The organism is Aurantiacibacter gangjinensis (assembly GCF_001886695.1).
In the GTDB taxonomy this organism is placed as follows: Bacteria; Pseudomonadota; Alphaproteobacteria; order Sphingomonadales; family Sphingomonadaceae; genus Alteraurantiacibacter; species Alteraurantiacibacter gangjinensis.
In genome coordinates this window covers 2,158,411-2,182,920 of sequence record NZ_CP018097.1, presented here as the reverse complement: position 1 = coordinate 2,182,920, position 24,510 = coordinate 2,158,411, and the positions used below count along the sequence as shown (strand labels likewise).

24 protein-coding genes and 1 tRNA gene are annotated in these 24,510 nt (G+C 62.6%); 19 read left to right on the top strand and 6 right to left on the bottom strand.

All coding sequences use genetic code 11. The features are described 5' to 3' along the window. The first annotated feature begins 220 nt into the window (after positions 1-220). From pgi to BMF35_RS10590, 8 genes are all read left to right on the top strand, one after another. Positions 221-1,762: a glucose-6-phosphate isomerase gene (pgi, locus tag BMF35_RS10625; RefSeq protein WP_047005919.1), complete on the top strand. Its 1,542-nt coding sequence runs from the start codon at positions 221-223 to the stop codon at positions 1,760-1,762. Continuing rightward, positions 1,762-2,526, top strand: coding sequence for a hypothetical protein (locus BMF35_RS10620; protein WP_047005918.1), 765 nt, complete (start codon positions 1,762-1,764; stop codon positions 2,524-2,526). The genes pgi and BMF35_RS10620 overlap by 1 nt, the downstream gene beginning before the upstream one ends. 319 nt (positions 2,527-2,845) lie before the next feature. Next, entirely contained in the window at positions 2,846-4,270 is a 1,425-nt protein-coding gene (locus BMF35_RS10615) for a DEAD/DEAH box helicase (RefSeq protein WP_047005917.1), read from the top strand. A 51-nt stretch (positions 4,271-4,321) separates the two neighbouring features. After that, on the top strand, positions 4,322-5,344 hold the full coding sequence (locus BMF35_RS10610; protein WP_082115597.1) for a phosphatase PAP2 family protein: 1,023 nt from the start codon (positions 4,322-4,324) through the stop codon (positions 5,342-5,344). Positions 5,345-5,372: 28 nt separating this feature from the next. Next, positions 5,373-6,389 (top strand): hypothetical protein, encoded by a 1,017-nt coding sequence (locus BMF35_RS10605; protein WP_047005915.1) that lies wholly within the window; start codon positions 5,373-5,375, stop codon positions 6,387-6,389. A gap of 92 nt (positions 6,390-6,481) precedes the next feature. Further along, positions 6,482-7,834 (top strand): glutathione-disulfide reductase, encoded by a 1,353-nt coding sequence (gorA, locus tag BMF35_RS10600; RefSeq protein ID WP_047005914.1) that lies wholly within the window; start codon positions 6,482-6,484, stop codon positions 7,832-7,834. A 62-nt stretch (positions 7,835-7,896) separates the two neighbouring features. Then, positions 7,897-8,694: a hypothetical protein gene (locus BMF35_RS10595; protein ID WP_047005913.1), complete on the top strand. Its 798-nt coding sequence runs from the start codon at positions 7,897-7,899 to the stop codon at positions 8,692-8,694. Between the two features lie 63 nt (positions 8,695-8,757). Continuing rightward, positions 8,758-9,543 (top strand): enoyl-CoA hydratase-related protein, encoded by a 786-nt coding sequence (locus tag BMF35_RS10590; RefSeq protein ID WP_047005912.1) that lies wholly within the window; start codon positions 8,758-8,760, stop codon positions 9,541-9,543. Here the strand turns inward: BMF35_RS10590 and aroB are convergent. After that, complete coding sequence (gene aroB / locus BMF35_RS10585) at positions 9,540-10,649, bottom strand: 3-dehydroquinate synthase (RefSeq protein ID WP_047005911.1); 1,110 nt, start codon at positions 10,647-10,649, stop codon at positions 9,540-9,542. The two genes, BMF35_RS10590 and aroB, sit on opposite strands and share 4 nt — an antisense overlap. Beyond that, on the bottom strand, positions 10,637-11,215 hold the full coding sequence (locus tag BMF35_RS10580) for a shikimate kinase (protein WP_071961208.1): 579 nt from the start codon (positions 11,213-11,215) through the stop codon (positions 10,637-10,639). Before BMF35_RS10580 ends, aroB begins: the two co-directional genes overlap by 13 nt. A 58-nt stretch (positions 11,216-11,273) precedes the next feature. Here BMF35_RS10580 and BMF35_RS10575 point away from each other — a divergent pair, with 58 nt between their 5' ends. The 5 genes from BMF35_RS10575 to BMF35_RS10555 all read left to right on the top strand — a co-directional run bounded on the left by BMF35_RS10575 (position 11,274) and on the right by BMF35_RS10555 (position 16,696). Beyond that, the gene (locus BMF35_RS10575; protein WP_156172043.1) at positions 11,274-11,429 is read left to right on the top strand and encodes a hypothetical protein; all 156 of its coding nucleotides are present in this window, start codon (positions 11,274-11,276) and stop codon (positions 11,427-11,429) included. Further along, positions 11,426-13,270, top strand: coding sequence for a hypothetical protein (locus BMF35_RS10570; protein ID WP_047005909.1), 1,845 nt, complete (start codon positions 11,426-11,428; stop codon positions 13,268-13,270). The genes BMF35_RS10575 and BMF35_RS10570 overlap by 4 nt, the downstream gene beginning before the upstream one ends. Positions 13,271-13,277: 7 nt before the next feature. After that, positions 13,278-14,156, top strand: coding sequence for a tyrosine recombinase (locus BMF35_RS10565; protein ID WP_047005908.1), 879 nt, complete (start codon positions 13,278-13,280; stop codon positions 14,154-14,156). A gap of 9 nt (positions 14,157-14,165) precedes the next feature. Then, the gene (locus BMF35_RS10560; protein WP_047005907.1) at positions 14,166-15,125 is read left to right on the top strand and encodes an acetyl-CoA carboxylase carboxyltransferase subunit alpha; all 960 of its coding nucleotides are present in this window, start codon (positions 14,166-14,168) and stop codon (positions 15,123-15,125) included. A 98-nt stretch (positions 15,126-15,223) separates the two neighbouring features. Then, a complete protein-coding gene (locus BMF35_RS10555; protein ID WP_047005906.1) occupies positions 15,224-16,696 on the top strand; it encodes a M48 family metalloprotease in 1,473 nt (490 codons plus the stop codon). Between the two features lie 140 nt (positions 16,697-16,836). On the opposite strand, the gene BMF35_RS10550 is transcribed toward BMF35_RS10555, so the two are convergent. Together BMF35_RS10550 and BMF35_RS13885 are read right to left on the bottom strand one after the other, a co-directional pair. Further along, positions 16,837-17,019 carry a Flp family type IVb pilin gene (locus BMF35_RS10550; protein ID WP_047005905.1) on the bottom strand — a complete coding sequence of 61 codons (183 nt, stop codon included), beginning with the start codon at positions 17,017-17,019 and terminating at the stop codon, positions 16,837-16,839. A 93-nt stretch (positions 17,020-17,112) separates the two neighbouring features. After that, the gene (locus BMF35_RS13885) at positions 17,113-17,301 is read right to left on the bottom strand and encodes a Flp family type IVb pilin (protein WP_052765986.1); all 189 of its coding nucleotides are present in this window, start codon (positions 17,299-17,301) and stop codon (positions 17,113-17,115) included. Positions 17,302-17,388: 87 nt separating this feature from the next. On the opposite strand from BMF35_RS13885, the gene BMF35_RS10540 reads away from it, so the two are divergent. The 6 genes from BMF35_RS10540 (at position 17,389) to BMF35_RS10515 (ending at position 22,156) form a co-directional block, all read left to right on the top strand. Continuing rightward, the gene (locus tag BMF35_RS10540) at positions 17,389-17,790 is read left to right on the top strand and encodes an NUDIX domain-containing protein (protein WP_047005904.1); all 402 of its coding nucleotides are present in this window, start codon (positions 17,389-17,391) and stop codon (positions 17,788-17,790) included. 45 nt (positions 17,791-17,835) lie between these two features. After that, positions 17,836-17,912 (top strand) — tRNA-Arg (locus BMF35_RS10535). Positions 17,913-18,165: 253 nt separating this feature from the next. Further along, positions 18,166-18,651 carry a hemerythrin domain-containing protein gene (locus BMF35_RS10530; RefSeq protein WP_047005903.1) on the top strand — a complete coding sequence of 162 codons (486 nt, stop codon included), beginning with the start codon at positions 18,166-18,168 and terminating at the stop codon, positions 18,649-18,651. Between the two features lie 28 nt (positions 18,652-18,679). After that, the gene (locus BMF35_RS10525) at positions 18,680-20,215 is read left to right on the top strand and encodes a phospholipase D-like domain-containing protein (protein ID WP_047005902.1); all 1,536 of its coding nucleotides are present in this window, start codon (positions 18,680-18,682) and stop codon (positions 20,213-20,215) included. A gap of 1 nt (position 20,216) precedes the next feature. Next, positions 20,217-20,828 (top strand): GTP cyclohydrolase I FolE, encoded by a 612-nt coding sequence (folE, locus tag BMF35_RS10520; protein ID WP_047005901.1) that lies wholly within the window; start codon positions 20,217-20,219, stop codon positions 20,826-20,828. 35 nt (positions 20,829-20,863) lie between these two features. Next, positions 20,864-22,156 (top strand): UDP-N-acetylglucosamine 1-carboxyvinyltransferase, encoded by a 1,293-nt coding sequence (locus BMF35_RS10515; RefSeq protein ID WP_047005900.1) that lies wholly within the window; start codon positions 20,864-20,866, stop codon positions 22,154-22,156. A 24-nt stretch (positions 22,157-22,180) separates the two neighbouring features. Here the strand turns inward: BMF35_RS10515 and BMF35_RS10510 are convergent, their stop codons facing one another. Further along, entirely contained in the window at positions 22,181-23,818 is a 1,638-nt protein-coding gene (locus tag BMF35_RS10510) for a serine hydrolase domain-containing protein (RefSeq protein ID WP_082115594.1), read from the bottom strand. Between the two features lie 166 nt (positions 23,819-23,984). Beyond that, entirely contained in the window at positions 23,985-24,464 is a 480-nt protein-coding gene (locus BMF35_RS10505) for a peroxiredoxin (protein ID WP_047005898.1), read from the bottom strand. Positions 24,465-24,510: the final 46 nt, after the last annotated feature.

The following is a 24,510-nucleotide window of genomic DNA, read 5'->3' as shown; positions in this document are numbered from 1 at the left end:
ATGTTGCGAGTGCGAGCCTACGTCAAGCGCTGCGATGCGCGCCGCCCGATGCCGTTGCCCCGCCATGCTAACCTGGAGCACCTGGAGCACTGTCTTGGTGGAGAAAACCCGTGGAGGCGCAATCGGGCCCGAACCGGCGCATTCTACAGGAGATTTGCCGCTTGCAATCATGGCGCAGGGCCTTAGCGAAGCGGCCTGCCTGTAGGAAAGGATCTGGCCTGTGACCATCACCCGCGACGAAGCCTGGAAAGCCATCGCGCTGCATCGCGATCCCACGCTGGAGGAACTGTTCGCCGCCGATCCCGATCGCGTAGACAAGCTGGCGACGCGGCTGGAACTGGGCGTGTTCGAGCAAGGCGGTGTGGAGCACAATAGCGGTATATTGTTCGACTGGTCCAAGACCCACCTGACCGACGAGCTGCTGACCGATTTCGAGAACCTGGCCGATGCCTCCGATTTCGACACGATGCGGGCGCGCCTGTTCGGCGGCGAGGTCGTCAACCCGACCGAGAATCGCGCGGCGGAGCATTCCGCCCTTCGCGGTGTGGGACAGGATACCAGCGTCGAGGAAGCCGAAGCTCTGCGCGAGCGGATGAAGCTGCTGGTCGGCGCGATCCATGATGGCGCCATGGGAGAGGTGAAGCACCTGATCCATGTCGGCATCGGCGGCAGCGCGCTGGGCCCGGCGCTGGCCGTGGATGCGCTGGCACGCGACGGCGCGCATGTGGATGTGCATGTCGTCTCCAACATCGACGGTGTGGCGCTGGAGGAGGCCTTTGCGGCTTGCGATCCGGCCGCCACGCTGATTGCCGTGGCCAGCAAGACCTTCACCACCATCGAGACGATGACCAATGCGCAATCCGCGCTCAAATGGCTGGCTGATAATGGCGTGTCGGACCCGACGGGCCGCGTCATCGCCCTGACTGCCGCGCCGGACAAGGCGGTGGAATGGGGCGTCGATGAAACGCGCATCCTGCCTTTTGCCGAAAGCGTAGGCGGGCGCTACTCGCTCTGGTCCTCCATCGGCTTTCCCATTGCGCTCGCCATCGGGTGGGATGCATTCCAGCAAATGCTGGACGGGGCTGCGGCGGTGGACCGGCATTTCCGCGATACTGATGGCCGCGCCAACCTGCCGCTGCGCGCCGCCTTTGCGGACCTGTTTTACCTGCGCTTGCGCGGCGCGCAGACCCGCGCCGTGTTCGCCTATGACGAGCGGCTGCGCCTCTTCCCCGATTACCTCCAGCAGCTGGAAATGGAATCGAACGGCAAGAGCGTGACCGTGGATGGCGAGCCGACCGCACCCACCGCGCCGATCACATGGGGCGGCGTGGGCACCGACGCGCAGCACGCCGTCTTCCAGCTGCTCCACCAGGGCACGCATCTGGTGCCGATAGACTTCATCGCCAGCGTGGAAGCGGGCGACATGCTTGACCCGGCGCATCACCACATCCTGCTGATGAACTGCTTCGCGCAAGGCGCGGCGCTGATGGCTGGGAAATCATCGGACGATCCGCACCGCAACTATCCCGGCAACCGCCCGTCCGCCACGATCCTGTGCGACGACATCGACCCCGCCACTTTCGGCGCCCTCATCGCCTTCCACGAACACCGCGTGTTTGCTGCAGCGGTAATGATGGATATCAACCCCTTCGACCAGTTCGGCGTTGAACTGGGCAAGGAAATCGCGAAAAAGATCGAGGCTGGCGGCGCGCGGTTCGATGCGAGTACCGAGGCGCTGCTGAAGGCGGCCGGGGTGGGGTGATGACAATGCCAAACCTTCTGGCGCGGATCGTCGTTGCTGCTGCGATTGGATCCCTCAATGTGTGGGGAGAGGCAAAGGCTCAGGATGCTGAAGAATGGGTTGCACAGCAAATTGAGTACGGTTGCATCGTAAGGTATGAGGATCACAGTCAGGACGCTATGTTCCAGTACCAAATCAATTCGAGCTACGAATATGCGTTTGGTTTCAGACCACCAGATTGGGACCCATGGAGCGAGCCTGAGGAAGGCGGAGCCACCGCGTTTCAAATGCAATTTGATGGCGACGTAAGAGAAATAGACTCGGTAGTTGACCCGATGGTCGGACGAGAGCTTGTGCGCGGAGAAGCTCTCGGAATTGAAGATTTCGCAATTTTTCAGGGCTTTGATTCTCTCAAAATCATTGATGGTAACGATGAACTTGTCGTCAATCTCGATAATGTCGATGCAGTTCGTCAGCCATTTGCAGATTGCATTGCTAGGCTTGACGTCATGGGCACGCCGCCGATTCCAATTCCGAACATGGCTATTCGGCGTGACTTTGATTTAATTCAGCGGCTTCTGCTCAGGCTCGATACCCAAGAGATCGTAGTAAGCGTGGATGATGAGGGAGCCCCAACCTCATGCAGGACTGATCCAAGCGTAGAAGAAAGCGCTGAAATGCGCGAATTGTGCAATTCATTATTGCAGAATTCTGAGTTTCGACCCGCTACTGATGCCAATGGTGATCCAATAAACGGCGAGTATGCCTTGTTTAGCCGGCATTGACATTCCGCACTGCAACATCCACATAGCGCGCAATCGAAACGCCCGGCCAGCGTGAAGTGGCGGTTCTAGCAACCAGCCCCGGCGGCGTTTCGCGATAATCATCACAGGCTTCCCTTTTCACGCGGGCGGTTTTGACGGGGCGGTATCTCACCTCTCGTCATCGCGAGCCCGCAGGGCGTGGCGATCCATGGTGCATGGGTCGCCGCCTTCGCAGCGTCCGTTCATGGATTGCCGCGTCGCCTGACGGCTCCTCGCAATGACGGATTTGGGACGAACTCGCCCCACCACCTGCGGTTCATCCGCATATTGCGAGTTTATTATGACACATTTCAAAGACCTCGGGCTGTCGCAGCCCGTTCTCCAGGCCCTCGACATGAAGGGCTATTCCACGCCAACGCCGATTCAGGCGCAGGCCATTCCTGCCGTGCTCGAAGGGCGCGACCTGCTGGGCATCGCACAGACGGGCACCGGCAAGACCGCTGCCTTCATGCTCCCCAGCATCGACAATCTGCGCAAGAGCGACAACCGCATCCCGTTCAAGAGCTGCCGTATGCTGGTCCTCGCCCCGACGCGGGAGCTGGCCGGGCAGATCGCCGACAGTGCCAAGGATTACGGCGCGCTTGCCGGCCTGAAAGTCCATTCCATCGTTGGCGGCACTTCGGTCAACAAGGATCGCAACAAGCTGCATCGCGGCTGCGACATCCTTGTCGCGACGCCGGGGCGCCTGCTCGACCTGATCGACCAGAAGGCGTTCAACCTGTCCGGCGTCGAGGTGCTGGTGCTGGACGAGGCGGACCAGATGCTGGACCTCGGCTTCATTCATGCCCTGCGCCGCATCAGCCAGCTGGTGCCCGAAGACCGCCAGACGCTCTTCTTCAGCGCCACTATGCCGAAGCAGATCAAGGAGCTGGTGGGCAAATACTGCCATAATCCGGTGACCGTCAGCGTCACGCCCGCTGCCACGACGGCAGAGCGGATCGACCAGTACCTGTTCATGGTGCAACAGGCCGAAAAGCAGGCGCTGCTGGAGCTTATCCTCAGCGGACGCCACCAGACGCCCGGCACGATCGAGCGAGTGCTGATCTTCACCCGCACCAAGCACGGTGCGGACCGCGTGGTGAAGAAGCTGGCGCAAACCGGCATCGCCGCCAATGCCATTCATGGCAATAAGAGCCAGCCGCAGCGCCAGCGCGCGCTCGACGAGTTCAAGCGTGCGAAAACCCCCGTGCTGGTCGCCACCGATGTGGCCGCGCGCGGGATCGACATTCCGGGCGTCAGCCATGTCATCAATTACGAGCTGCCCAATGTGCCGGAGCAATATGTGCACCGCATCGGGCGCACCGCGCGGGCTGGTGCGGATGGCATTGCGATTGCCTTCTGCGCCGAGGACGAGCGGGCGTACCTCAAGAGTATCCGCAAGGTCACCGATGCCGAGTTCGAGCGTCTGCCTTTGCCGGAGAATTTCCGCGCGGTGGTGGAAGGCGTGGGCCCGACCAAGCCCGAGCCGCGCAAGCCGCAGCAGCGCGTCCGGCCCAAGCCGCACGGCGCATCGAAGGCGCATCGTCCCAAGCAGGGCGGCGGCGAAGGTCGAGAGCAGGGCAATGCCCAGAACCGGGGTCAGGGCATGCCGAAACGCTCGCCGGGAGGTAAGCGCCGTGGTGGCTCCGGACAGGGCGGGCAAGGCAGCTCGCGCCCCGGTGGTCAGCGCTCTCGTGGACCGAACAGGCGTCGCAACAGCCTGTAGCGGCCAATATGATTTACGCGGTGTTTACCATGGAGGGATAGGGCGTAGGCGATGCCATCACGCTTTTCCCTTCGGCCCATTCATGCCCGTGTCGCTGCGACTTTTCAGGAAGCGTTTGTCATCCCATTGGCCATGCTGGCGGTGTTTGCCGCCATCGTCGCCTACGGTGTGACTATACTTCCGGGCGGTTGGAATGGCGATGCCTCGCTGAACGCCTCGCTGGCCTTTATCTGTTTCGTTTGGGTGATGGGTTTTGGTACCCGCATGTTTTCACCGGGTTCGAAGCTGGCGGGCCTGATCGAAACCCTATGCATCTTTGCCATGCTTTCGCTTTTTGCGGCGCTTGCGGCATCGGTCTTGGCCATCGGCGGCGGCGCGTATATCGATGATACGCTTGTCGCGTTGGACAAGGCGTTGTTCCCGTTCTTTGATTGGCGCAGCTTCACATTGAACCTGCCCGAATACCCGCGGCTCTACACCGCGCTAAGCTATATCTACGCCTCCTTGAATTGGCAGCCTTTCGCATTTCTGGTCCTAGTGCTGTTCTTCGGAAGCTTGCGCGATATGGAGGGGCTGGTCAGCGTTTGGGCGCTGGGCATGGCGGGGTGCATCCTGCCATTCCACTTCCTGCCAGCGAAGTCCCCCTACATCCACTATGGTATTTCGCGCGAAGATATGCCCGGTAGCCTCGTCGCGCTTCCTTGGGACTTTTTGCCGAAGTTCGAAGGGATGCGCAGTGGCGCTATCGATTCCATCGGTATGGATAATCTGACCGGGATGGTGACGATTCCCAGCTTCCACGCATGTGCTGCGGTCTTGCTGTCCTGGTGTTGGTGGCGTTTCCGGCTGCTACGCTGGCCGTTCGTTCTTCTTAATATCGGCATGGCGTTGGCTGCCGTACCGATCGGCGGCCACTATGTGATCGATATCGTGGCGGGCGCGGCGGTCGCCATCGTCGCCATCGCTTTGGTAAATGCGTACTTTGCGCGGCGCGATCGGTCGAGCGCGAGGCGGACTGCAAACCGCGATGGTAGCGCAAACTTAACCAACGAAGGTCTAGTTCCGGCTGGTTGACGTCGATGCGCGGGGATTGGACAGCGGTATGATCAGGACGAAAACCACGGTTGTCGTGGGCGCGGGCGCTGCGGTGGAACTGGAGTTTCCCGACGCGCGCGATATCCTGCACAAGATCGGCCAGTCTTTCGATTTCCAGCGGCTGGGCACCGGCCTTCAGACCGATGACATGCAGGCCTTTGACGCGCTGTTCAAAAAGGTGAAGGGCAAGGACGCGGCGCTGCGTGAAGCGGCGGTGCGTCTGCGTGCAGGATCGCGGCTCAGCAGCTCGCTGCATGCGCTGTTGCAGCAATTGGGCGATGACCAGCACGTGCAGGCTGTCGGCAAGCTGGCGCTGGCCTTCTTCGCATTGCAGGCCGAGGCGACCTCTCCCATGGAAGAGGAGCCGCGCGATCCGGGCGACTTGCCGCTGCGCGGGTCCGAAAACTGGCTGTTCCAGCTCGCCAGCCTGGTGGTGGACGGCGTCCCGCGCGCCAAGGCGGAGAGCTGTCTAGACAATCTTCACATCGTGAACTTCAACTGCGACCGCGCCGTGCAGCATTACATGCCATGGGCGCTGCGCAATGCCTTCGGCATGGATTTGACAGAGGCGCAGTCGATCGTGACCGAGAAGCTGCGCATCGTGCAGCCTTATGGCAAAGCCGGGCGGCTCGACTGGCAAGCGGGCGACGAACCGGCCGCCTCTTGGGGTGACGACGATGCCAAGGCGCTGTTTGGCGTGGCCGAAGCTATCCGCACCGCCGGAGAGTTCAGCGAAAGCCGCGCCGCGCGCGCCGCGCTGAATGGCGGGCTGGCACAAGCGCGGCGGCTGCTGTTTCTCGGTTTCGATTTCAACCCGATGGATGTGGCGCTGCTGTTCGACGAGCGCCTGGCGCAGGCGCCCGAAACGCTTGTCGCGTTGCGGCAGGGTGAGGGGCCGGGCCCCGAAGCAGTCACCCAGCTGCTGGCGCGCAATGCCGGTATCGGGGCCGACCAGATCGTTACGCGCGAACGCACACCCTGCTGGACAATGCTGCGCGATAACATGCCCTTGCTAGGAACCTGATCCCGGCGCGGCGGGTTGAAAGCCTTGCCCGTGCGCCAGCGAATGGCCATGCAGCCACTCACCTTCGCTGACTCAGGGAATTACCGCGCCATATGTCCGACAAATATGATTACGACCTCTTCACCATCGGTGCAGGCTCCGGCGGCGTGCGCGCGAGCCGCGTATCCGCCGCGCATGGCGCGCGCGTGGCCATTGCCGAGGAACACCGCGTAGGCGGCACCTGCGTCATCCGGGGCTGCGTGCCCAAGAAGATGCTGGTCTACGGCGCGCAATTCGCGGAGGATCTGGAAGATTGCCAGGCCTTTGGCTGGACCATCGAAGGCAAGAGCTTCGACTGGATCAAACTGCGCGATCATGTGCTGGACGATGTGAAGCGGCTCGAAAACGCCTATACCGATACGCTGGAAAATCATGATGTGACCGTGATCAAGCAGCGCGTGAAGCTGACCGGTCCGCACGAGATCACGCTGGAAGATGGCAGCACAGTTACCGCCAAATATATCCTGATCGCCACCGGCGCAAAGCCGCGCCTGCCCGATTGCGAAGGGCACGAGCACATCATCACGTCGAACGAGGCGTTCCATCTCGACGAGCTACCCAAGAAGGTGGTGATCGCAGGCGGCGGCTATATCGCCAACGAGTTCGCCGGCATTTTCAACGAATTCGGCAGCAAGGTCTGCATCGTCAATCGCGGCGACAAATTGCTGCGCGGCTATGACGAAGCGGTGCGCGACCGGCTTCTGCAAATTTCGATCACCAAGGGCATCGAGTTCCGCTTCAACACCACCTTCGAATATGTGCGCGAGTGCGAGGAAGGCGGCTATTTCGTCAAGCTGGAAAACCACGAGGAGGAGCGCGCCGACTTGGTCATGTGCGCCATCGGCCGCGTGCCCAATACGGACGGCTTGGGCCTTGAAGATATCGGCGTCGAACTGGGCGACAATGGCGAAGTGGTCGTCGACCGCTTCAGCAAGAGCAGCGTCGACCACATCTATGCCGTGGGCGATGTGACGGACCGCGTGCAGCTCACCCCCGTCGCAATCCGCGAAGGGCAGGCCTTTGCCGATACCGTGTTTGGCGATGGCGACCCGTGCGCCGTCGACCATAGCTGCATCCCCAGCGCCGTATTCAGCCATCCGCCCATTGCATCCGTCGGCATGACCGAGGGCGAGGCGAAGAATTCGCTGGGCAGCGTCAAGGTCTACCAGTCCGATTTCCGCGCGATGAAGAATGTCGTCGCCGGACGGAATGAGCGGAGCCTGTTCAAGATGGTGTGCGACGGCGCGAATGGCCGCATCGTCGGCATCCACATGATCGCGCCCGAAGCGCCCGAAATGATGCAGGCCGCGGCGATTGCCGTGAAAGCGGGGCTGACGAAGGAAGACTTCGACGCCACCACGGCGATCCACCCGACCATGGCGGAAGAGCTTGTTCTGATGCGGTAAAGGAAGCGGCGCGGATATTCGCTGCCATGCGATGTCTTTTGCGTTTTTCCCCACTTGCCGTAGTGGCTGCATGCAGTCCGCAAGGCGAAGCTGTCGACATGCCGGAGCGCGATTACGCCACGCAGATCGAGGCGCCCGCACCCGATTATGCAACCATGCCCGCTCCCGAACCGCTAGACCATGGCTCCCTGCGCAGGGCAGCGAATGCCGAACCGCCCGCGAATGCCAAAGCGATTGGCGAGCTGTGGCTGTCGCGCTTGGAAGCGCTGGATGTCGTCGATGGCTATGGCCTTGCAGGGAAGGACGATAACTCGGCAATTGCCGGATTCGATTTGCGAATGACGCCGGACGAGTTCGACGAGGCTGTCGCGCGTAACGATTGGGACGTGCCGCCGCATCTGCGCTGGAGCTTTTCGCCACCGCTGGTCGCACCGCGCGTGAGCGAGGCGGCGCGAACCGCCATCCGTATCTGGCCCGCCAGCACGCAGCGCACCGGATTGCAGAACCAGGCCGCCGATGGTGGTCGGATCATACTGCGCGACGGCTGCTTTTTCCTGCAACGGGAAGGCGGCGACGGCACTGAAAGCCTGGCGTGGTTCCATGCCGAGACAGGCATCGACATGGATGAGGAAGGTTACCTCATCCTCGTGAACCGCATGACCGGCGAAACGATGGGCAGGCTGGGTGAAATGTTCACATGGGCCGCGCCCAATCCGATCCTGCCCGGCGGCCCGTCCCGCATGGAATTTCGCGCAGCATGCGGCGATGCACCGGTCGCGATGGTCGGCAATCCGGCAGCGCAATCCAAGATGGAAAGCACCTATGGCCCTCGGCCCGATCCTGTCCCGCCGCCGGGCTAACACGCATGGCTTGCTGACGGGGGCGCAATCCGGCTAGGCGCGCAGGTTATAAGGGAGAAACCTATGACCACCCGCGTGCTGTACGATTTCGCCGACAATGTCGCCACGCTGACGCTGAACCGGCCCGACCGGATGAATGCGCTCACGCCCACACTGTTCAAGGAATGGCAGGCCGCGACCGACCGCGCGCTGGATGATGGCGCGCGCGCCATCGTGCTGACCGGGGCAGGCAAGGCTTTCAGCACCGGTGCCGACTTGCAAGGCGGTGACGGGCCCGAAGACGCGCTGGGCCGCGACCTCTCCAACCCGCTGGAGACCTATTACAACCCGATGATCCGCCGCTTGGCCGACCTCCCTGTGCCGGTCGTGTCCGCCATCAACGGACCGGCTGTCGGCGCAGGCATGGGCTTTGCGCTCTCCGCCGACATCGCGGTGATGGCGCGTTCCGCCTACCTGATGCTGGCATTCGTGCGCATCGGCCTTGTGCCCGATGCCGGCAGCACATGGCTGGTGGCAAAGGCCGTGGGCCGCGCGAAGGCGCTGGAACTGGCGCTGCTGGGCGATGAAATTCCGGCGGAGGAGGGGCTTCGCCTTGGCTTGGTGAACCGCGTGGTCGATGACGAGGACGTCTTGCCTACCGCGCAGGCACTGGCGAAGCGGCTTGCGCAGGGGCCGTCGCAGGCGCTGGGCATGATCCGCAAGCAGGTCGCCAATGCGCTGGATGCCGATTTCGATGCCGTGCTGGCAGACGAGGCTGCAAATCAGGCCAAAGCCGGGGCGACCGAGGATTTCATGGAAGCGGTGATGGCGTTCCGCGAGAAGCGTCCGCCGGCATTCAAGGGCCGCTAATGCGCCTGTAGCTGCTCGGTCAGGAATGCGGCGATGTCGGCCATGTCGACTTCGCGGTCGAGAAAGGCATCGCCGATGCCGCGCAGCAGGATGAAGGGCAGGGTGCCCGCGTCCATCTTCTTGTCGTGCAGCATGTGCGCCGCGAGCGTTTGCCCGTCGCAGTCTAGGCCGAGTGCCGCGATCTCCGAGGGCAGGCCGACAGCATCGATCGCGGCGGTGATGCGGGCCGCATCGTCCAAGCTGACCAGCCCGCGCCGGGCCGAATAGCGGGCTGCCAGAACCATGCCGAGCGCCACGGCCTCGCCATGCAGCAGCTTCTCCGAATAGTCGGTCTCGGCTTCGAGCGCGTGGCCGAAGGTGTGGCCCAGATTGAGCAGTGCGCGTGCACCGCTCGTCTCGCGCTCGTCTTCAGCCACGATGCGCACTTTCGCTCTGACGCTGGTGGTTACGGCATATTCCAGCGCATCGGCTTCTCGCGCGATCATCGCGCTGCCATTGGCCTCGCACCAGTCGAAAAACGCCGCATCGCCAAGGATGCCGTATTTGATAATCTCGGCATAGCCGCAGCGCATCTCGCGGTCGGGCAGGGTGCCAAGCGTCGCAAGGTCGGCGAGCACTAGCGAGGGCTGGTGGAAGGCGCCGACAAGGTTCTTTCCCGCCGCGACATTGATCGCCGTCTTCCCACCGACCGAGCTATCGACCTGTGCCAGCAACGTAGTGGGAATCTGAATGAACCCGCAACCGCGCTTCAGGATGGCGGCGGCAAAGCCCGTCAGGTCGCCGATCACGCCGCCGCCCAGCGCGACGATGTTATCACCGCGCTCGACGCCAAGCTCCAGCAGCCACTCGACCGTGCGAGAGAGACCGGCCCAGCTCTTCGCGCTCTCGCCGGGGTCGTGGATGAGGAAACGCGCTTCGTGCCCGGCCTTGGCAAAGCTTTCGGCCAGCACACCGCCCCAAGCGGCGTGAACATTCGTGTCCGTCACGACGGGGACCACCGGCTTTCGCAGCAATCCACCGCTCAGGCTCGCGGCGTCCGCCAGCAGCCCGCTACCGATCAGCACACCGTAGCTGCGCCCGGCGAGATCGACATTTACCCCAGCCATTCGTCCAGCGCCTCCAGGATCCGCGCCACGGCGACATTGTGCGGCCCGCGATTGCTTTCCACCTGGATCGGCGCGCGGGCATAGGCAGCCTCGCGGTCGCTCCGCATCTTGGTGACGACGGTGCGCGGGTCGCCATCGCTCAGCAGCGGGCGGCGGTCGTTTCGGCTCACGCGCTCCACGAGCGTTTCAATATCGGCATCAAGCCAGATGGCGATGGCGTTTTCGAGAATCAGGTCGCGCGTTTCCTCCTGCACGAAGGCTCCGCCGCCCGTCGCGATCACGCAGCCCGCGCCCGCTTCGTCCATGAGCCGGGCGATCACGCGCCGTTCGCCATCGCGGAAATAGTCCTCGCCGAACTGCTCGAAGATTTCGCGGATGGCCATGTTGGCGGCCTTTTCCACCTCGTCATCGGCATCGGTAAACTGCATCTGCAGCGCCTGCGCCAGTTTCCGGCCCACGGTCGATTTGCCCACGCCCATCATGCCCACCAGCACCAAGGGTCGGTCGATCCGCTGGCGGATGGACCGGATCGTCGCGTCATCGGGGAGGGTCTTGCCAATGGTCATTGCCGCATGGCCTATAGATGGGCTAACCGCGCTGGCAAGGTTGCGTGGCAAGCGCATTGTGAAAGGTTGGGTCCGCGCGATGTTGAGGAAGAGGCTGATCGTGCTGCTTGTGGCAGTCGTTGCAGTTTTTGCGGGCATCGCATGGTATGATGGCGGGCAGGAAGAGCAGCGCCTGATCACCCAGCCGGTGGAGATTCCGGAGAGCTATTCGTGAAACGCGCATTGTTGCTGATCGGCGGGGCAGGGCTGGCATTGTCGTCCTCGCTTGCATGGGCGAGCGGGCCGGAAGACCTGTTGCCGCCCGCATTCCGCGATCCCCCGCAGGCCACGCCTACGCCGACGCCGGCCCAGCCGACCCCGCGCCCTACGACAGAGCCGCGCACGCCAACGTCGCAAACGCCGTCCGCGCCCAACGCGCCGTCCGCCCCGAGCGGCAGCGGCGGCTCGTCCGGCTCGTCCGACTTCCGCCTGCCTGCCGATTTTCCCTCGCTGCGCGAATTGGAAGCGATGGAAGGTGATGAAATCAACGATCTCTTCGGCCTGCGCCCGCGCTTCGACATTCCCGAAGGCGCGCGCCGCGCGGTGGAGCAGGTCGGCGTCATTTCCCAAGAGGAAGGCGGCTTCCCGGTTGCATCGCTGGCCGGCCAACCGGCGGCGCTGGTGCGCGCGGCGCTCCAGGCGAGCGACGGGCCGCTCGTGTCGCGCTGGGGGCACATCCTTATGCGCCGCGCGCTCGCCAGTCGGCTCGACGCACCGCGGGGCCTGAACCCGGTTGAATTTGCGGCCCTTCGCGCGCAGGCGCTCGCCAATATGGGCGAGCCGGTCGTCGCGCGTTCGCTGGTGCAGGATGTCGACGGTTCGGAATACAATTCCGCGCTCGCCGGGGCGGCGTTCGACGCCTATCTCGGCAGCGGAGACCTATTGGGTATGTGCCCAGTAGCCCGCCTGCAAAGCGATCTGCGCGACGATGGCGAGTGGGAAATGCTGCAAGCGGTCTGCTCGGCCTATCTGGGCGAAAGCCGCAGCGCCAATCGCCGTCTCGACCGGGCCTTGGGCACCGGCGTTGCAGAAGAAATTGACGTGCGCCTTGCCCAGCGTTTTGCCGGCGCAGCAGGCACCGGCGGCCGCGCGGTCAATATCGAATGGGAAGGGGTCGACGAGTTGACGCCATGGCGCTACTCGCTGGCCCGCGCCGTGGGTGAGGACCTGCCGGAAGCGCTGGGTGATGATCTGCCATCCAGCTACCGCGTTTCCGATGTCCTGATCCCCGCCACCCCGCTGCTGCAACGCGTGCAGAACGCCGATACCGCCGCCGCGCGCGGGGTAATTTCGTCCGCCGCCATGGTGGACCTGTATTCGCAGCTTTGGGCAAGCGACCGTTACGATGCCGCCGACAAGCAGCTGCCCGCCCAACTGCGCGAGGCCTATGTCGCCAACACCGTGGCCGATCGCGTCGCCGCCATGCGAAGCTTGTGGGGCGAGAATGCCGATTACGGTCGCCTGGTGTTGACCGCCTATGCCGCAGCGCGCCTGCCGGTGAACGAGGCGCTGGCAGACGATGCGGGCACGTTCATCGCCTCCATGCTGGCGGCGGGCCTGGACCGCAACGCGCTTCGCTGGGGCGCGACCGTGCCCGAAGGCTCGCAGGGTTGGGCGCTGCTGGCGCTCGCCCAGCCGGATCGCAGCGGCAATGTGTCGCGCGGTGCTGTCGACAGCTATCTCGACAGTGACGACAGCGCGGATATGCGTAAATCCGCTTTCCTGCTGGCTGGTCTTGCCGGGCTGGGCCGCATCGATAGCGGCGACCTGTCCGACTTCACCGATCGCGTCGGCGTAAACCTCACGCGTTCCAGTGCGTGGAGCGAGAAAATCAGCCGTGCTGGAGAACTTGGCAATCCCGCGCTTGTCTCCATTCTTGCAGGCCTCGGAATGCAAGGCACCAGCTGGGACCAAATGACCCCGCGCCACCTCTATTTCATCACCCGCGCGCTCGACCAGGCAGGTCTTTCCGCCGAAGCGCGCATGATCGCGGCGGAGGCCGTGGCCCGCGGCTGACCGTTCCATGGCCGCGATGATCGAAAGCTTTCTCGCCATGCTCGCCGCAGAGCGGGGCGCGGCGGCGAATACGCTGGCCGCCTATCGCCGCGATCTGGAGGGCGCAGCCGAAACGGTCGGCGATCTAGGCACTGCATCGCGCGATTCCTTGTCGGCCCTGACTCGCGCCTGGGCCGACCTTGCGCCATCCACGGTGGCCCGCAAAGTGTCGGCCCTACGCCAATTCTACGGCTTCTGCATCGATGAGGGTGTTCGGGATGACGATCCGTCCAGCGCGCTGCCGCGCCCGCAGGCCCGCCGTCCGCTTCCCAAAATTCTCTCGCATGAGGAGGTAGAGCGCCTGCTGACACAGGCGGAAACCGAGGCGGAAGGCGGCAAACCCGCGCCTGTCCGTATGCTTGCTTTGCTGGAACTGCTTTACGGATCGGGGCTGCGGGCCACCGAACTTGTCTCGCTACCCGTCGCCGCAGTGCCGCGCGACGCGCCGTTTCTCACCATCACGGGGAAGGGCGGGCAGCAGCGCATGGTGCCGGTATCGCGCCGCGCGCAGACTGCGATCACTGCATGGATGCCGCTGCGCGAGGAAGGCTCGCCGTTTCTTTTTCCTTCACGCGGAAAGCATCTCAGCCGCGTGCGGCTTTACCAGATGCTGAAAGAGCTGGCCGCGCGCGCCGATCTCGATCCGGCAAAGGTCAGCCCGCATGTGCTGCGTCACGCATTCGCCACGCATCTGCTGGAGGGCGGGGCGGATCTGCGCATATTGCAAACCCTGCTGGGCCATGCCGACATTGCCACCACGCAAATCTACACCCATGTCGATTCGGCCCGGCTCGTAGCATTGGTGAATGAGCGGCATCCCCTTGCGGGCGGGCGTGCGGCAGAGTAGCGGGGCGCAATGATTTCCTACCTCGAATTCGAGAAGCCGGTCGCCGAGCTTGAAGCCAAGATTTCCGAACTGCGCAATGCGGCGGGCGACGACGGCGATGTCGATATTTCCAACGAATTGCAGCGCCTTGAGCTGAAAAGCGCGAAGCTGCTTGCCGATACCTATGCGGACCTGTCGCCGTGGCAGAAAACGCAAGTTGCCCGGCATCCGGCGCGCCCGCATTTTCGCGACTATATTGCGCAAGGCTTCAGCGATTTCATGCCGCTGGGCGGTGATCGTGCCTATGGCGATGACGAGGCAATCATGGGTGGTCTTGCGCGCCTCGGCGACCGCAAGGTGGTGGTGATCGGCCATGAAAAGGGCAACGACACCGAAAGCCGTATCCGGCACAATTTCGGCATGGGCAAGCCTGAGGGCTATCGCAAGGCGATCCGCCTGATGGAACTGGCCGACCGCTTCGGCCTGCCGGTGGTCACGCTGGTCGACACTTCAGGCGCATTTCCCGGAATCGAGGCCGAAGAGCGCGGCCAGGCGGAAGCCATCGCGCGTTCTACCGAAGCCTGCCTTGCGCTCGGCGTGCCTCTGGTGGCGGCAATCGTGGGCGAAGGCGGATCGGGCGGCGCGGTGGCGCTGGCATCCGCCGAGCGCGTGCTGATGTTCGAGCATGCCGTCTATTCCGTGATTTCGCCTGAAGGCTGCGCGTCCATCCTCTGGCGCACGGCGGAAAAGGCCCCACAGGCAGCCGAAGCCATGAAGATGACGGCGCAGGATTTGGCGAAGCTCGGCGTGATCGACCGCATCGTGCCCGAGCCTGTGGGCGGGGCGCACCGAGATCCGGCAGCAGCCGTGGACAACCTCGCCGCTGCCATTGGCGAGGAGCTGGATGCGCTGAGCGGGATCGATGGCGACGCCCTTCGCCGCAAGCGCGAGGACCGTTTTCTCGCCATCGGGCAGGGGCTTAGCCGCTAAACGCCACGCGCGCAGCGGGAACATCGCAACAGGATCAAGGTTCTCTTGTCCAAGGACGCGTCGCAGCAAAGCGACGCGAGAAGGTTGGAGGAAACCTCATGCCAAGGACATTCGCACGCAAATTTTCCGCCGCCGCGCTTGCAGGGGCAGCGTCGCTGGCGCTGGGCGCCTGCGCCAGCATCCCGGGTGCGAATGTCGCGCCGGGTTCGCCCATCACGGCCGAAGAACAGCAGGTCGGCGCGCAATATCATGAGCAGTTCGTCGCTGAATTCGGCGGTGAAATGACTGGACCGTACGCACGCTATGTCGAGCAGGTCGGCTCCAACATCGCGCTGCAATCGGGTCTCGCGTCGCGGCCGGACGCTTTCGAGGTGACGCTGCTGAATTCCAGCGTGAACAATGCCTTCGCCGTGCCCGGCGGCTATGTCTATGCGACGCGCCAGCTGGTGAACCTCATGAATAACGAGGCTGAGCTCGCAGCTGTGCTTGGCCACGAAGTCGGCCACGTCGCGGCGCGTCACTCGGCCCGCCGCCAGCAGGCTGCACAGCGCAACCAGCTGCTTGGCCTGCTCGGCACGATCATCGGTGGTGCGGTACTCGGCAGCCCCGAACTGGCGCAGCTGAGCCAGCAGGGCGCGCAGGCGCTGACGCTGTCCTATTCCCGCAGCCAGGAATTGGAGGCCGACCAGCTTGGCGTGCAATATCTCAACCGGGCGGGCTATGACCCGAACGCCATGGCGACGTTGCTCGCCAGCCTTGCCGCGCAGAACCAGCTCGATGCGCAGCTACAGGGCAGGCAGAATGCAACGATCCCCGAATGGGCATCGACGCACCCCGATCCCGCCAGCCGTGTGCGCAATGCGCAGCAATTGGCCGCAGGCGGCACAGGACGCCTCAATCGCGAAACCTTCCTCCAGCGTATCGACGGCATGATCTATGGCGACGATCCGGAGCAGGGCGTCATCGAGGGCCGGCAGTTCATCCACCCGATTCTGCGCTTCACCTTCACCGCGCCGCAGGGCACCTACATGGTGAACGGAACGCGCGCTGTGTCCATCAACGGCGATAGTGGCCGTGCACAGCTGACGCTGGGCCAGTACAATGGCGATCTGGGCGCCTATGTGCAGAATGTTTTCAACGCCATCGGCGGTGATCAACAGCAGATCCGCCCGCAAAGCATCCAGCGCACCACCGTGAACGGCCTCCCCGCCGCCTACGGCACCGCGCGCGTGAACAATGGGCAGCAACAGGTGGACGTGACGGTGTTTGCGTATGAATTCGCCAATGACCGGGCCTATCACTTCCAGGCCATCACGCCTGCGGGGCAGGCCGGTAATTTCAACTCGCTCTATCAGTCCTTCCGCCCGATCAGCGCGGCGGAAGCTGGCAGTGTGGTACCGCGCCGGATCGACATTGTGACGGCGGGTCGCAGCGACACAGTGGCGACCATGGCGCGCCGGATGGCCTACGATAACGGGCAGGAAGCGCGATTTCGCGTTCTCAATGGGCTGGGATCGGGCGACCGGGTGGTGCCGGGCCAGCAATATAAGATCGTCGTCCGCTCCAATTAAGGCGGCAATTGCAAAACCGTAAGGCGGGCCGACATCGCTGTCGGCCCGCCTTTCGTTTGTCTGCCTGCCACGCGGAGAGCGGGCAAAGAAAAGGGGCGGCAGGTTTCCCTACCGCCCCAATTCAGCGAACTACCTAAAAATTAGGCGTTGTTCGGGTTAGCGTCGTCGAGTTCCGACTGGACGTTGCCGAACGTTTCGGAGAGCTGGTTGCCCAGCTGGCCCATGGCGGTGATGGCAGCAACAGCGATCAGAGCGGCGATCAGGCCATACTCGATGGCGGTAGCGCCCTGCTCGTCACGGATCATGTTCTTGAAGAAGGTCATTGATAGTCTCCTGGTTTCAATCTTCGGTACCCGGCTCAACCGGGTCCGCCGATCGAGCAATCTGCTGTTTAAGGAGCAGAAGTTTCTAAATTCCTAAGCTCCTTGATTTGACGTTGCCGTATCCACATTGGAATCTACGTAGTCCCAGAGTCCGATGGCAGCATTGGCAAAGCCCTGCATGGCCACGATCATCGCGATGCAAATCATCGCCAGGATCAGGCCGTACTCAATCGCGGTTGCCCCCGAGGTGTCGTCCAGCAGCTTTTTGTAGAATTCTTTCAAAAACACCGCTTGGTCCCTTTGGTTCGTTTGCGACAGCTTGGGATTTTGCAGCCAAAGCCTAACAAATCCTTTCGGAGGGCCGAGAAAGTGAAAAAAATTCCGACATGGCTGCTGGTCGTCGCGGTCGCTTTGCGGGACGGGGAAGGGCGGCTTTTCCTGCAGGAACGGCCCACGGGTAAGCCCCATGCCGGATTGTGGGAATTCCCCGGCGGCAAGGTGGAAACGGGCGAAAGCCCTAGGGCGGCGCTGGTTCGCGAGATCGGCGAGGAACTGGCGCTGACGCTGGACGAGGCGGTGTTGCGACCCGTGGCATTTGCTGAAGAGGGGTGCGATCCCGCGATTGTCCTCAATCTTTACACTGCGCAGCATGATGGCAGCACCGTGAGCCCGCAAGACGGACAGCGCACCGGGTGGTTCATGCCCGCCGAAGCGGAGCGCTTGCCGCTCGCGCCGATGGACCGGCAACTATTGGTTGCCTTCACGGATTAGGGGCTTGCCAAGCTGCCGCTAGCTGCCTATTTGCCGCCCTCCAACGCGCCAGTAGCTCAGCTGGATAGAGTACCTGACTACGAATCAGGCGGCCGGAGGTTCGAATCCTTCCTGGCGCGCCAAAAAAGCCCATCCTCGCAAGAGGGTGGGCTTTTTTGGTGTGGCAGTATGAAGGGGCGAACGTCGGACTCGGAGGCGCGAAGCGCCGGAGAGGGCCAGAGCCGCGAAGCGGCGGCGGCCAATCCTTCCTGGCGCTTTATAGAACCGCACGTCACCGCGCAGTCGCCTCACTTCACCACCCCCTTTGTCCCAGTCTCGGAACAAGCGGCCCGCGCACCTGTTGATCTTGCAAAGGAACCACAGGAGTCCCCACCCATGTCCGACGACATTTTTGCCCGCCTAAAAGAAGACCACGAAGATCACCGCGAAATCCTCGACAAGCTGGCCGAAACCAGCGGCGACAGCGAAGAGCGGCAGGAGCTGTTCGAGAAGTTCACGCTGGATGTGAAGAGCCATGCCGCCGCCGAAGAGCAGGCACTGTATTCGACCATGCTGCGCAAGCCCAAGGCGACCGACATGACCCGTCACTCCGTCGCAGAGCATCATGAGCTGAACGAGATGCTGAACGATCTTGCCGCAACCGACATGTCATCTTCGGCATGGTTGGAAAAGTTCAAGAAGCTCGATCACGAATATCGCCACCACATCAACGAAGAAGAGGAAGATCACTTCCCCGATTTCGAGAAGCTCTTGACCGAAGAAGATCGCGAGCACATGCGCTCTGTGTTCGACAAGCGGAAGAAGGCCGAGAAGGCCGACGCCGAGATCACACCGGAAAAGATGGAAGACGCGAAGGAGTAATTTCCCTCGCAAACGCCAGAGGGAGCGTTTGAGCAACACCGACAAACAAGTCGAAGGTTTCGACGACGCTTCCGCTGAGCCGGGCGTGTGGCAATATGCCCACGCCAGGCGCGTGCGTGTGGTAGTGGACGGGGAGGATTATTTCGACCTCATCCAGCAGGCGATGCTGAAAGCCAAGCAGCGCATCCTGCTGATCGGGTGGGATTTCGACACGCGCATCCACCTCTCGCGCGGGCGGCGCTGGTGGCAGAAAGGCTGGAAGCGCGAATACCCCTCGCGTCTGGGCAGCTTTATCGTCTGGCTCAGCAATCACCGGCCCGATCTAGAAATTCGTATTCTCAAATGGAGCTATGGCGTCCTGAAATTCCTGGGGCGTGGCTCCATGATGCTGGACCTTGCGCGCTGGTGGCCGCACCGCCGCATCGATTTCAAATTCGACACAAATCATCCGATCGGTTGCTCGCATCACCAGAAGATCGTCGTCATAGACGATGATTTCGCAGTGTGCGGCGGGATCGACATGACGACACGCCGTTGGGACACGCGCGAGCACAAGGCAAACGACCATCGCCGCAAGCAGCCGAGCGGCGCGCCGTACGAGCCGTGGCATGATGTCACCATGATGATGGAAGGCGATGTCGCCGGCGCGTTGGAGAAGCTGGGCCGGCATCGCTGGCTGCATGCCGGTGGCGGGGTGTTGTCCGCTCCGACACTGGACGAAGGCAGCACCTGGCCCGATGGGCTGGAACCGCATTTCGAGAATGTCGAGATCGGTATCGCGCGCACGCGAGCGAAGCATGACGAACTGGCGAAGGTCGATGAGATCGAAGAGCTGTTCCTCAAGCAGATCGCCGAAGCGAAGCATTTTATCTATGCCGAGAACCAGTATTTTACCTCGCGCACCATCAGCGAAGCGATCGCTAGGCGTCTCGATGAAGCCGATCCCCCCGAAATCGTAATTATATGTCCGAAAACGGCAGAGGGCTGGATTGAAGAGCAGGCGATGTCGCCCGCTCGTGCGAAGCTGGTGGCTGCGCTGGAAGAGATGGACAAGCATGACCGCTTCCACATCTATGTGCCCTACGCCAAGGACATGCCGATCTATGTCCATGCCAAGCTGATGATCGTTGACGACAAGGTTTTGCGCATCGGCTCTGCCAATATGAACAATCGGTCCATGGGGCTGGATAGCGAGTGCGATGTGTTCATCGACACGTCGCGCCCCGCGAACAGCGATGCAGGGGCCGCGATCACTGCTCTGCGCCATTCGCTGCTGGCGGAGCATCTGGGCATCCGTGAAGACGCGGTGCCCGATTTGCTCGAGCGGCATGGCTCGATGGCAGCTCTGATCGAGGCTGCCGGTGACAAGGCGCACCGGCATTTGCGCCCCTTCCATCCGGAACTGCCCAAGGGCTTGCTGGACGAACTCGCGGACCGCCAGACCTTCGATCCGGAGGAGCCGGAAGACCTTTTCGAGATCCGCCTGCCGCGCCATGGCCTTTTCCGCGATGGCAGCCTATTGGCGCGGGCACGCAACCGGCTACGCCGCAAGAACGGACATTGATATGAGCAGCCTTGAAGGCCCAGATGAAGACGATCCGCGCGGCAAGCCGCCGGTGCCCGACGATGTGCAGGATGCCATCCGCACGCTGATCCGCTGGGCGGGCGACGATCCGGAACGCGAGGGGCTGCTCGACACACCCGCCCGCGTCGCGCGCGCGTGGAAAGAATATTGCATCGGTTACGAGGAAGATCCCGCGATCCACCTCAGCCGCGTGTTCGAGGAAGTGGGCGGCTATGACGAGATCGTGCTGCTGAAGGACATCCCGTTCCAGAGTCATTGCGAGCACCACATGGCGCCCATCATCGGTAAGGCACATATCGCCTACCTGCCAACGAACCGCGTTGTCGGCATTTCCAAGCTGGCAAGGGTGCTGCACGGCTTTGCGCGCCGCTTGCAGATACAGGAACGGCTGACGGCGGAAGTCGCGCAATGCATCGAGGATCATCTGGAGCCGCGCGGCGTTGCGGTGGTGATCGAGGCGAGCCATGCCTGCATGACCGCGCGCGGCGTTCGCACGCCGGGGGTCTCTATGACCACCAGCAGGGTGACCGGCTGCTTCCGCGAGGATGCGCGCAGCCGCAAGGAAGTGCTCAGCCTGATGGGCTTCGCCTGAGGCGACCCGTCCGGAGCAATGGATAAGGATTACGAATGACGGCTTTGTATGTGCGGGGCGGGCAAAAGCTCCAGGGCAAGATCGACCCCTCGGCCAACAAGAACGCAGTGCTGCCGGTGCTGTGCGCGACTCTGCTGAGCGACGCGCCGATCATGCTGCGCAACGTGCCGGAAATTACCGACGTCCAGCGCATCCACGCCTTTTTCGGCGAGCTGGGCAGCACGGTGGAATGGGACAAGCAGGGCAAGACCCTGCGCATCGACCATTCGACCATCTCGCCTTCCGCCAAGGCGACGCTGCCGCAAGCCATGCGTGCTTCCATCATGATGATTCCGGGCCTGCTGGCAAGGCTCGGCGAAGCGCGGCTGGAGCATGAGGTAAAGGGCTGCACGCTTGGCGCGCGCGAGATCGACCCGCATGTGAAGGTATTTGAAGCCTTCGGCGCGACTGTGTCCTACGAAGGCAAGGATATCGTCTTCCGCAAGAAGCAGCGCGGCGATGGCGCGCGCATGTGGCTGGAATATGCCTCCGTCACCACGACCGAGAACTTCATCATCAGCGCGCTGACCGCCAATGGCTCCAGCCAGATTGTGAACGCCGCTTGCGAGCCGCATGTGCAGGAAATGTGCACCTTCCTCGAAAAGATGGGGGCGCGCATCAAGGGCAAGGGCACCTCCATGGTGTCGGTCGAGGGGTGCGAGGAGTTCACCTCTGTCGATTACACTTTCGTCGAGGATTTCCACGAGATCGCCACCTTCCTGGCGCTCGCCGCAGTAACCGGCGGAGATATTTCGGTGCGCAATACGCGCCCCGAGGATTTCATGCTGATCGACCGGACATTCGAGAAGTTCGGCGCGCATGTGGAACATGCCGATGGGTGGAGCCGGCTCAACGCGCCCGACCAGCTGGTCGTGCAGCAGAACTTCACCAGTCACATCACCACCAAGGTGGAGGCCGCGCCATGGCCCTATATCCCCGCCGACCTGCTGCCGATCTTTATCGCGCTGGGCGTGAAGGCCAAGGGGCAGACCATGTTCTGGAACAAGGTCTATGAAGGCGGCCTGACATGGCACACCGAACTCAGCCTGTTCGGCGCGCATACGCTGCTATGCGATCCGCACCGCCTCATCACCTTCGGCGGTGACACGCTGCGCCCGGCGACGGTTACCAGCCCCTATATCATTCGCGTCGCCATCGCGATGCTGATGATCGCCAGCAGCATCGATGGGGAAAGCACCATTCTCGACGCCGACCCCATCCGCCGCGCGCACCCCGATTTCGTGAAGAACATCGACAGCCTCGGTGTGGACGTCAGCTGGGACGATTGAGCGGTTGCTAATGGCGGGCGACGTCTAGTCGGATGCCAGGCCTGCATCGGTGATGCGGAGAAACTCGACATTGGCGAGCCTGCCGCTCGTATAGAGGAGCCGGGTAACTTCCCCGTCGTCATCGCGTTGGAACCGGAGCCTTGTCCCGTTCCAGAAGATGTCGTCATCCGCGATCATCTGCGCATCGCCAACACCGCGCATGTCGGTGACTCGGTAGTCCGTCCCCGATGTCCGCTCGATCCGGAGGACTGCGCCGGTTTCGTCATTCGCATAGGCGCCCTCGATACTCGCAAGTCGCGCATCGTCGTCGGGCACGGGGGCCAGACGAACGAACGTGGCGACCGGTTTGCTGGGCAAGAAAATGCGAAAGCGCTCGCCCTCCAGCTGGATCTTAAGATCGGTATTGCTGGCATAGGCGAAGAGATTGCCGTCTTCGTGCAACAGCTCGACCGGATCGCGACCGGCCAGTTCGCGAAACAGGCGTCCGTCACGCTCGGTGATGGCGATGATACTGCCGCCTTCCTGCTCATACCGACCGACGACATCGCCATTGGCAAGCCGAGGACCGATACTTTCCGGACCGGAGGGATATGCGGGCGCTCGACCGACGTCCTCGGCGACCAGCAAGTCTGCGATGCGATAGGCCATAGGCACGACGCCGAGAGTGGCATTGTTGCCCATCACGACGACGCTTACGGCCTGTTCCGGATAGCGGATCACCACTGCATTATAGGCGCCCGTGGATCCGACGTGGGAAATGCGCGGCACATCGCCGTGCACGTCATGTTCGAGCCCGTAACCGTAGTCTCCGACATCCGGTCTGGCCTGTGCTGCCATCAGCAGGGTGCCGCTGCCATCCTGCACCAGTGCTTCGTATTGCAGCTGGTCGGCCAAGGTCGTCCACAGGAAACCGTCGCCATGTAAATTGGCAAGGTCCGGGCTGCGAAACCAATCATCGAACCGGTAATATGCCTCGGCCTGATGCGGGACCACCGTACCGTAACTTGGTCGCCATCTGGTAGCAGACATTCCGTAGCGATCGAAGAAGCTAGCGGCATGATCGGCAAACGGTTCCTGCGCAATTGCTGCGACGAGCTCTGCCAGCACGATGTAATTGCTGTTGGAATAAAGGTGGGCGCTGCCGGGTGCGAAATTCAGGTCGCGCTGTTGGGCAAGCAATCGGATCGCGTCCTCGTTCGTCAGCGCCCGCTCATACCAGTTGAAGCCCGACAGGCTCCAGAGATCGTAAACATCGCGAAGGCCGCTGCGATGCTCGATCAGGTGCCGCACGGTGATTGGCTGGTCGATCTCGGGCAGCACGTCCGGCAGGTAAGTGCGAATGTCGGCGTCGAGGTCGATCAGCCCGGCCTGCGAGAGATCGAGCACCATCGCCGCCGTGAATTGCTTGGCGAGCGATGCCAGGTTGAACCGCGTTTCCGGTCCGATGGCAACGTTGTGAGAGAGGTCTGCCAGACCGCGATATTGCTCGAATACGACATCACCGCCGCGCACGATACCAACTGCGATGCCCGGCGCATTTTGGGTCTCCGCTTCATCGACGACTGCGGCGATCGCGATTGCTTCGGCTTCGCTAAGCGGCTGCGCATGTGCGGCGGCGGAGCACCACAGCACAAGTACCGTTGTAATCCCCCAGCGTAACATGACCCGGCTCCTTCCTCGCTACAGCTACAAGCCTAGGAGAGAAGGAGAGAGGTGTCATCAAGTATGATTGGACGCCGGGATTTGCCGACCCGTGACGCAAAAAAGGGGCGCCACAAAGGACGCCCCCGATCGTGCTCGACTTGCACATACGTTCAAGCAGATCCGGTCATAGCTGCCCGAGCATATGCTCCGCGCTGGAGACATCGAATTCACCGGAATCTTCGACATTGATTTCGGTCACCACGCCATCATCCACGATCATCGAATAACGCTGCGAGCGCTGGCCCATTCCATAGCCGGAGAAATCGGCGTCGAGGCCCAGCGCTTTGGCGAAATCGCCACTGCCATCGGCCAGCATGGTGATATCGGAAGAGCCATCCGCCTCGTTCCAGGCTTTCATCACGAAGGCATCGTTCACGCTGGTGCAGGCGATCTCGTCCACGCCCTTGGCTTTCAGGTCGGCGGCATGGTCGACATAGCCGGGCAGGTGGCGGGCGGAGCAGGTGGGCGTGAAAGCGCCGGGTACTGCGAACAGCGCGATCTTCCGGCCGGCGAAGAACTCGCTCGACTGGACCTGTTCGGGGCCGTCGGCGGTTGCTTTGGCAAGCTTCACCTCTGGAATGGAATCGCCTTTGGAAATCGTCATCAATAATCCTCCTGTCACCGTCCGCGAACCGACATAGGGCCTGCCG

Excerpts from the sequence above, each read along its gene's own strand:
- BMF35_RS10590 (WP_047005912.1), top strand. The coding sequence starts at position 8,758 with ATGACCACCCGCGTGCTGTACGATTTCGCCGACAATGTCGCCACGCTG.
- BMF35_RS10560 (WP_047005907.1), top strand. The coding sequence starts at position 14,166 with ATGATTTCCTACCTCGAATTCGAGAAGCCGGTCGCCGAGCTTGAAGCC.
- BMF35_RS10510 (WP_082115594.1), bottom strand. The coding sequence starts at position 23,818 with ATGTTACGCTGGGGGATTACAACGGTACTTGTGCTGTGGTGCTCCGCC.
- BMF35_RS10555 (WP_047005906.1), top strand. The coding sequence starts at position 15,224 with ATGCCAAGGACATTCGCACGCAAATTTTCCGCCGCCGCGCTTGCAGGG.
- folE (WP_047005901.1), top strand. The coding sequence starts at position 20,217 with ATGAGCAGCCTTGAAGGCCCAGATGAAGACGATCCGCGCGGCAAGCCG.
- aroB (WP_047005911.1), bottom strand. The coding sequence starts at position 10,649 with ATGGCTGGGGTAAATGTCGATCTCGCCGGGCGCAGCTACGGTGTGCTG.
- gorA (WP_047005914.1), top strand. The coding sequence starts at position 6,482 with ATGTCCGACAAATATGATTACGACCTCTTCACCATCGGTGCAGGCTCC.
- BMF35_RS10610 (WP_082115597.1), top strand. The coding sequence starts at position 4,322 with ATGCCATCACGCTTTTCCCTTCGGCCCATTCATGCCCGTGTCGCTGCG.
- BMF35_RS10505 (WP_047005898.1), bottom strand. The coding sequence starts at position 24,464 with ATGACGATTTCCAAAGGCGATTCCATTCCAGAGGTGAAGCTTGCCAAA.
- BMF35_RS10615 (WP_047005917.1), top strand. The coding sequence starts at position 2,846 with ATGACACATTTCAAAGACCTCGGGCTGTCGCAGCCCGTTCTCCAGGCC.
- BMF35_RS10605 (WP_047005915.1), top strand. The coding sequence starts at position 5,373 with ATGATCAGGACGAAAACCACGGTTGTCGTGGGCGCGGGCGCTGCGGTG.
- BMF35_RS10530 (WP_047005903.1), top strand. The coding sequence starts at position 18,166 with ATGTCCGACGACATTTTTGCCCGCCTAAAAGAAGACCACGAAGATCAC.
- BMF35_RS10580 (WP_071961208.1), bottom strand. The coding sequence starts at position 11,215 with ATGACCATTGGCAAGACCCTCCCCGATGACGCGACGATCCGGTCCATC.
- BMF35_RS10550 (WP_047005905.1), bottom strand. The coding sequence starts at position 17,019 with ATGACCTTCTTCAAGAACATGATCCGTGACGAGCAGGGCGCTACCGCC.
- BMF35_RS10565 (WP_047005908.1), top strand. The coding sequence starts at position 13,278 with ATGGCCGCGATGATCGAAAGCTTTCTCGCCATGCTCGCCGCAGAGCGG.
- BMF35_RS10620 (WP_047005918.1), top strand. The coding sequence starts at position 1,762 with ATGACAATGCCAAACCTTCTGGCGCGGATCGTCGTTGCTGCTGCGATT.
- BMF35_RS10515 (WP_047005900.1), top strand. The coding sequence starts at position 20,864 with ATGACGGCTTTGTATGTGCGGGGCGGGCAAAAGCTCCAGGGCAAGATC.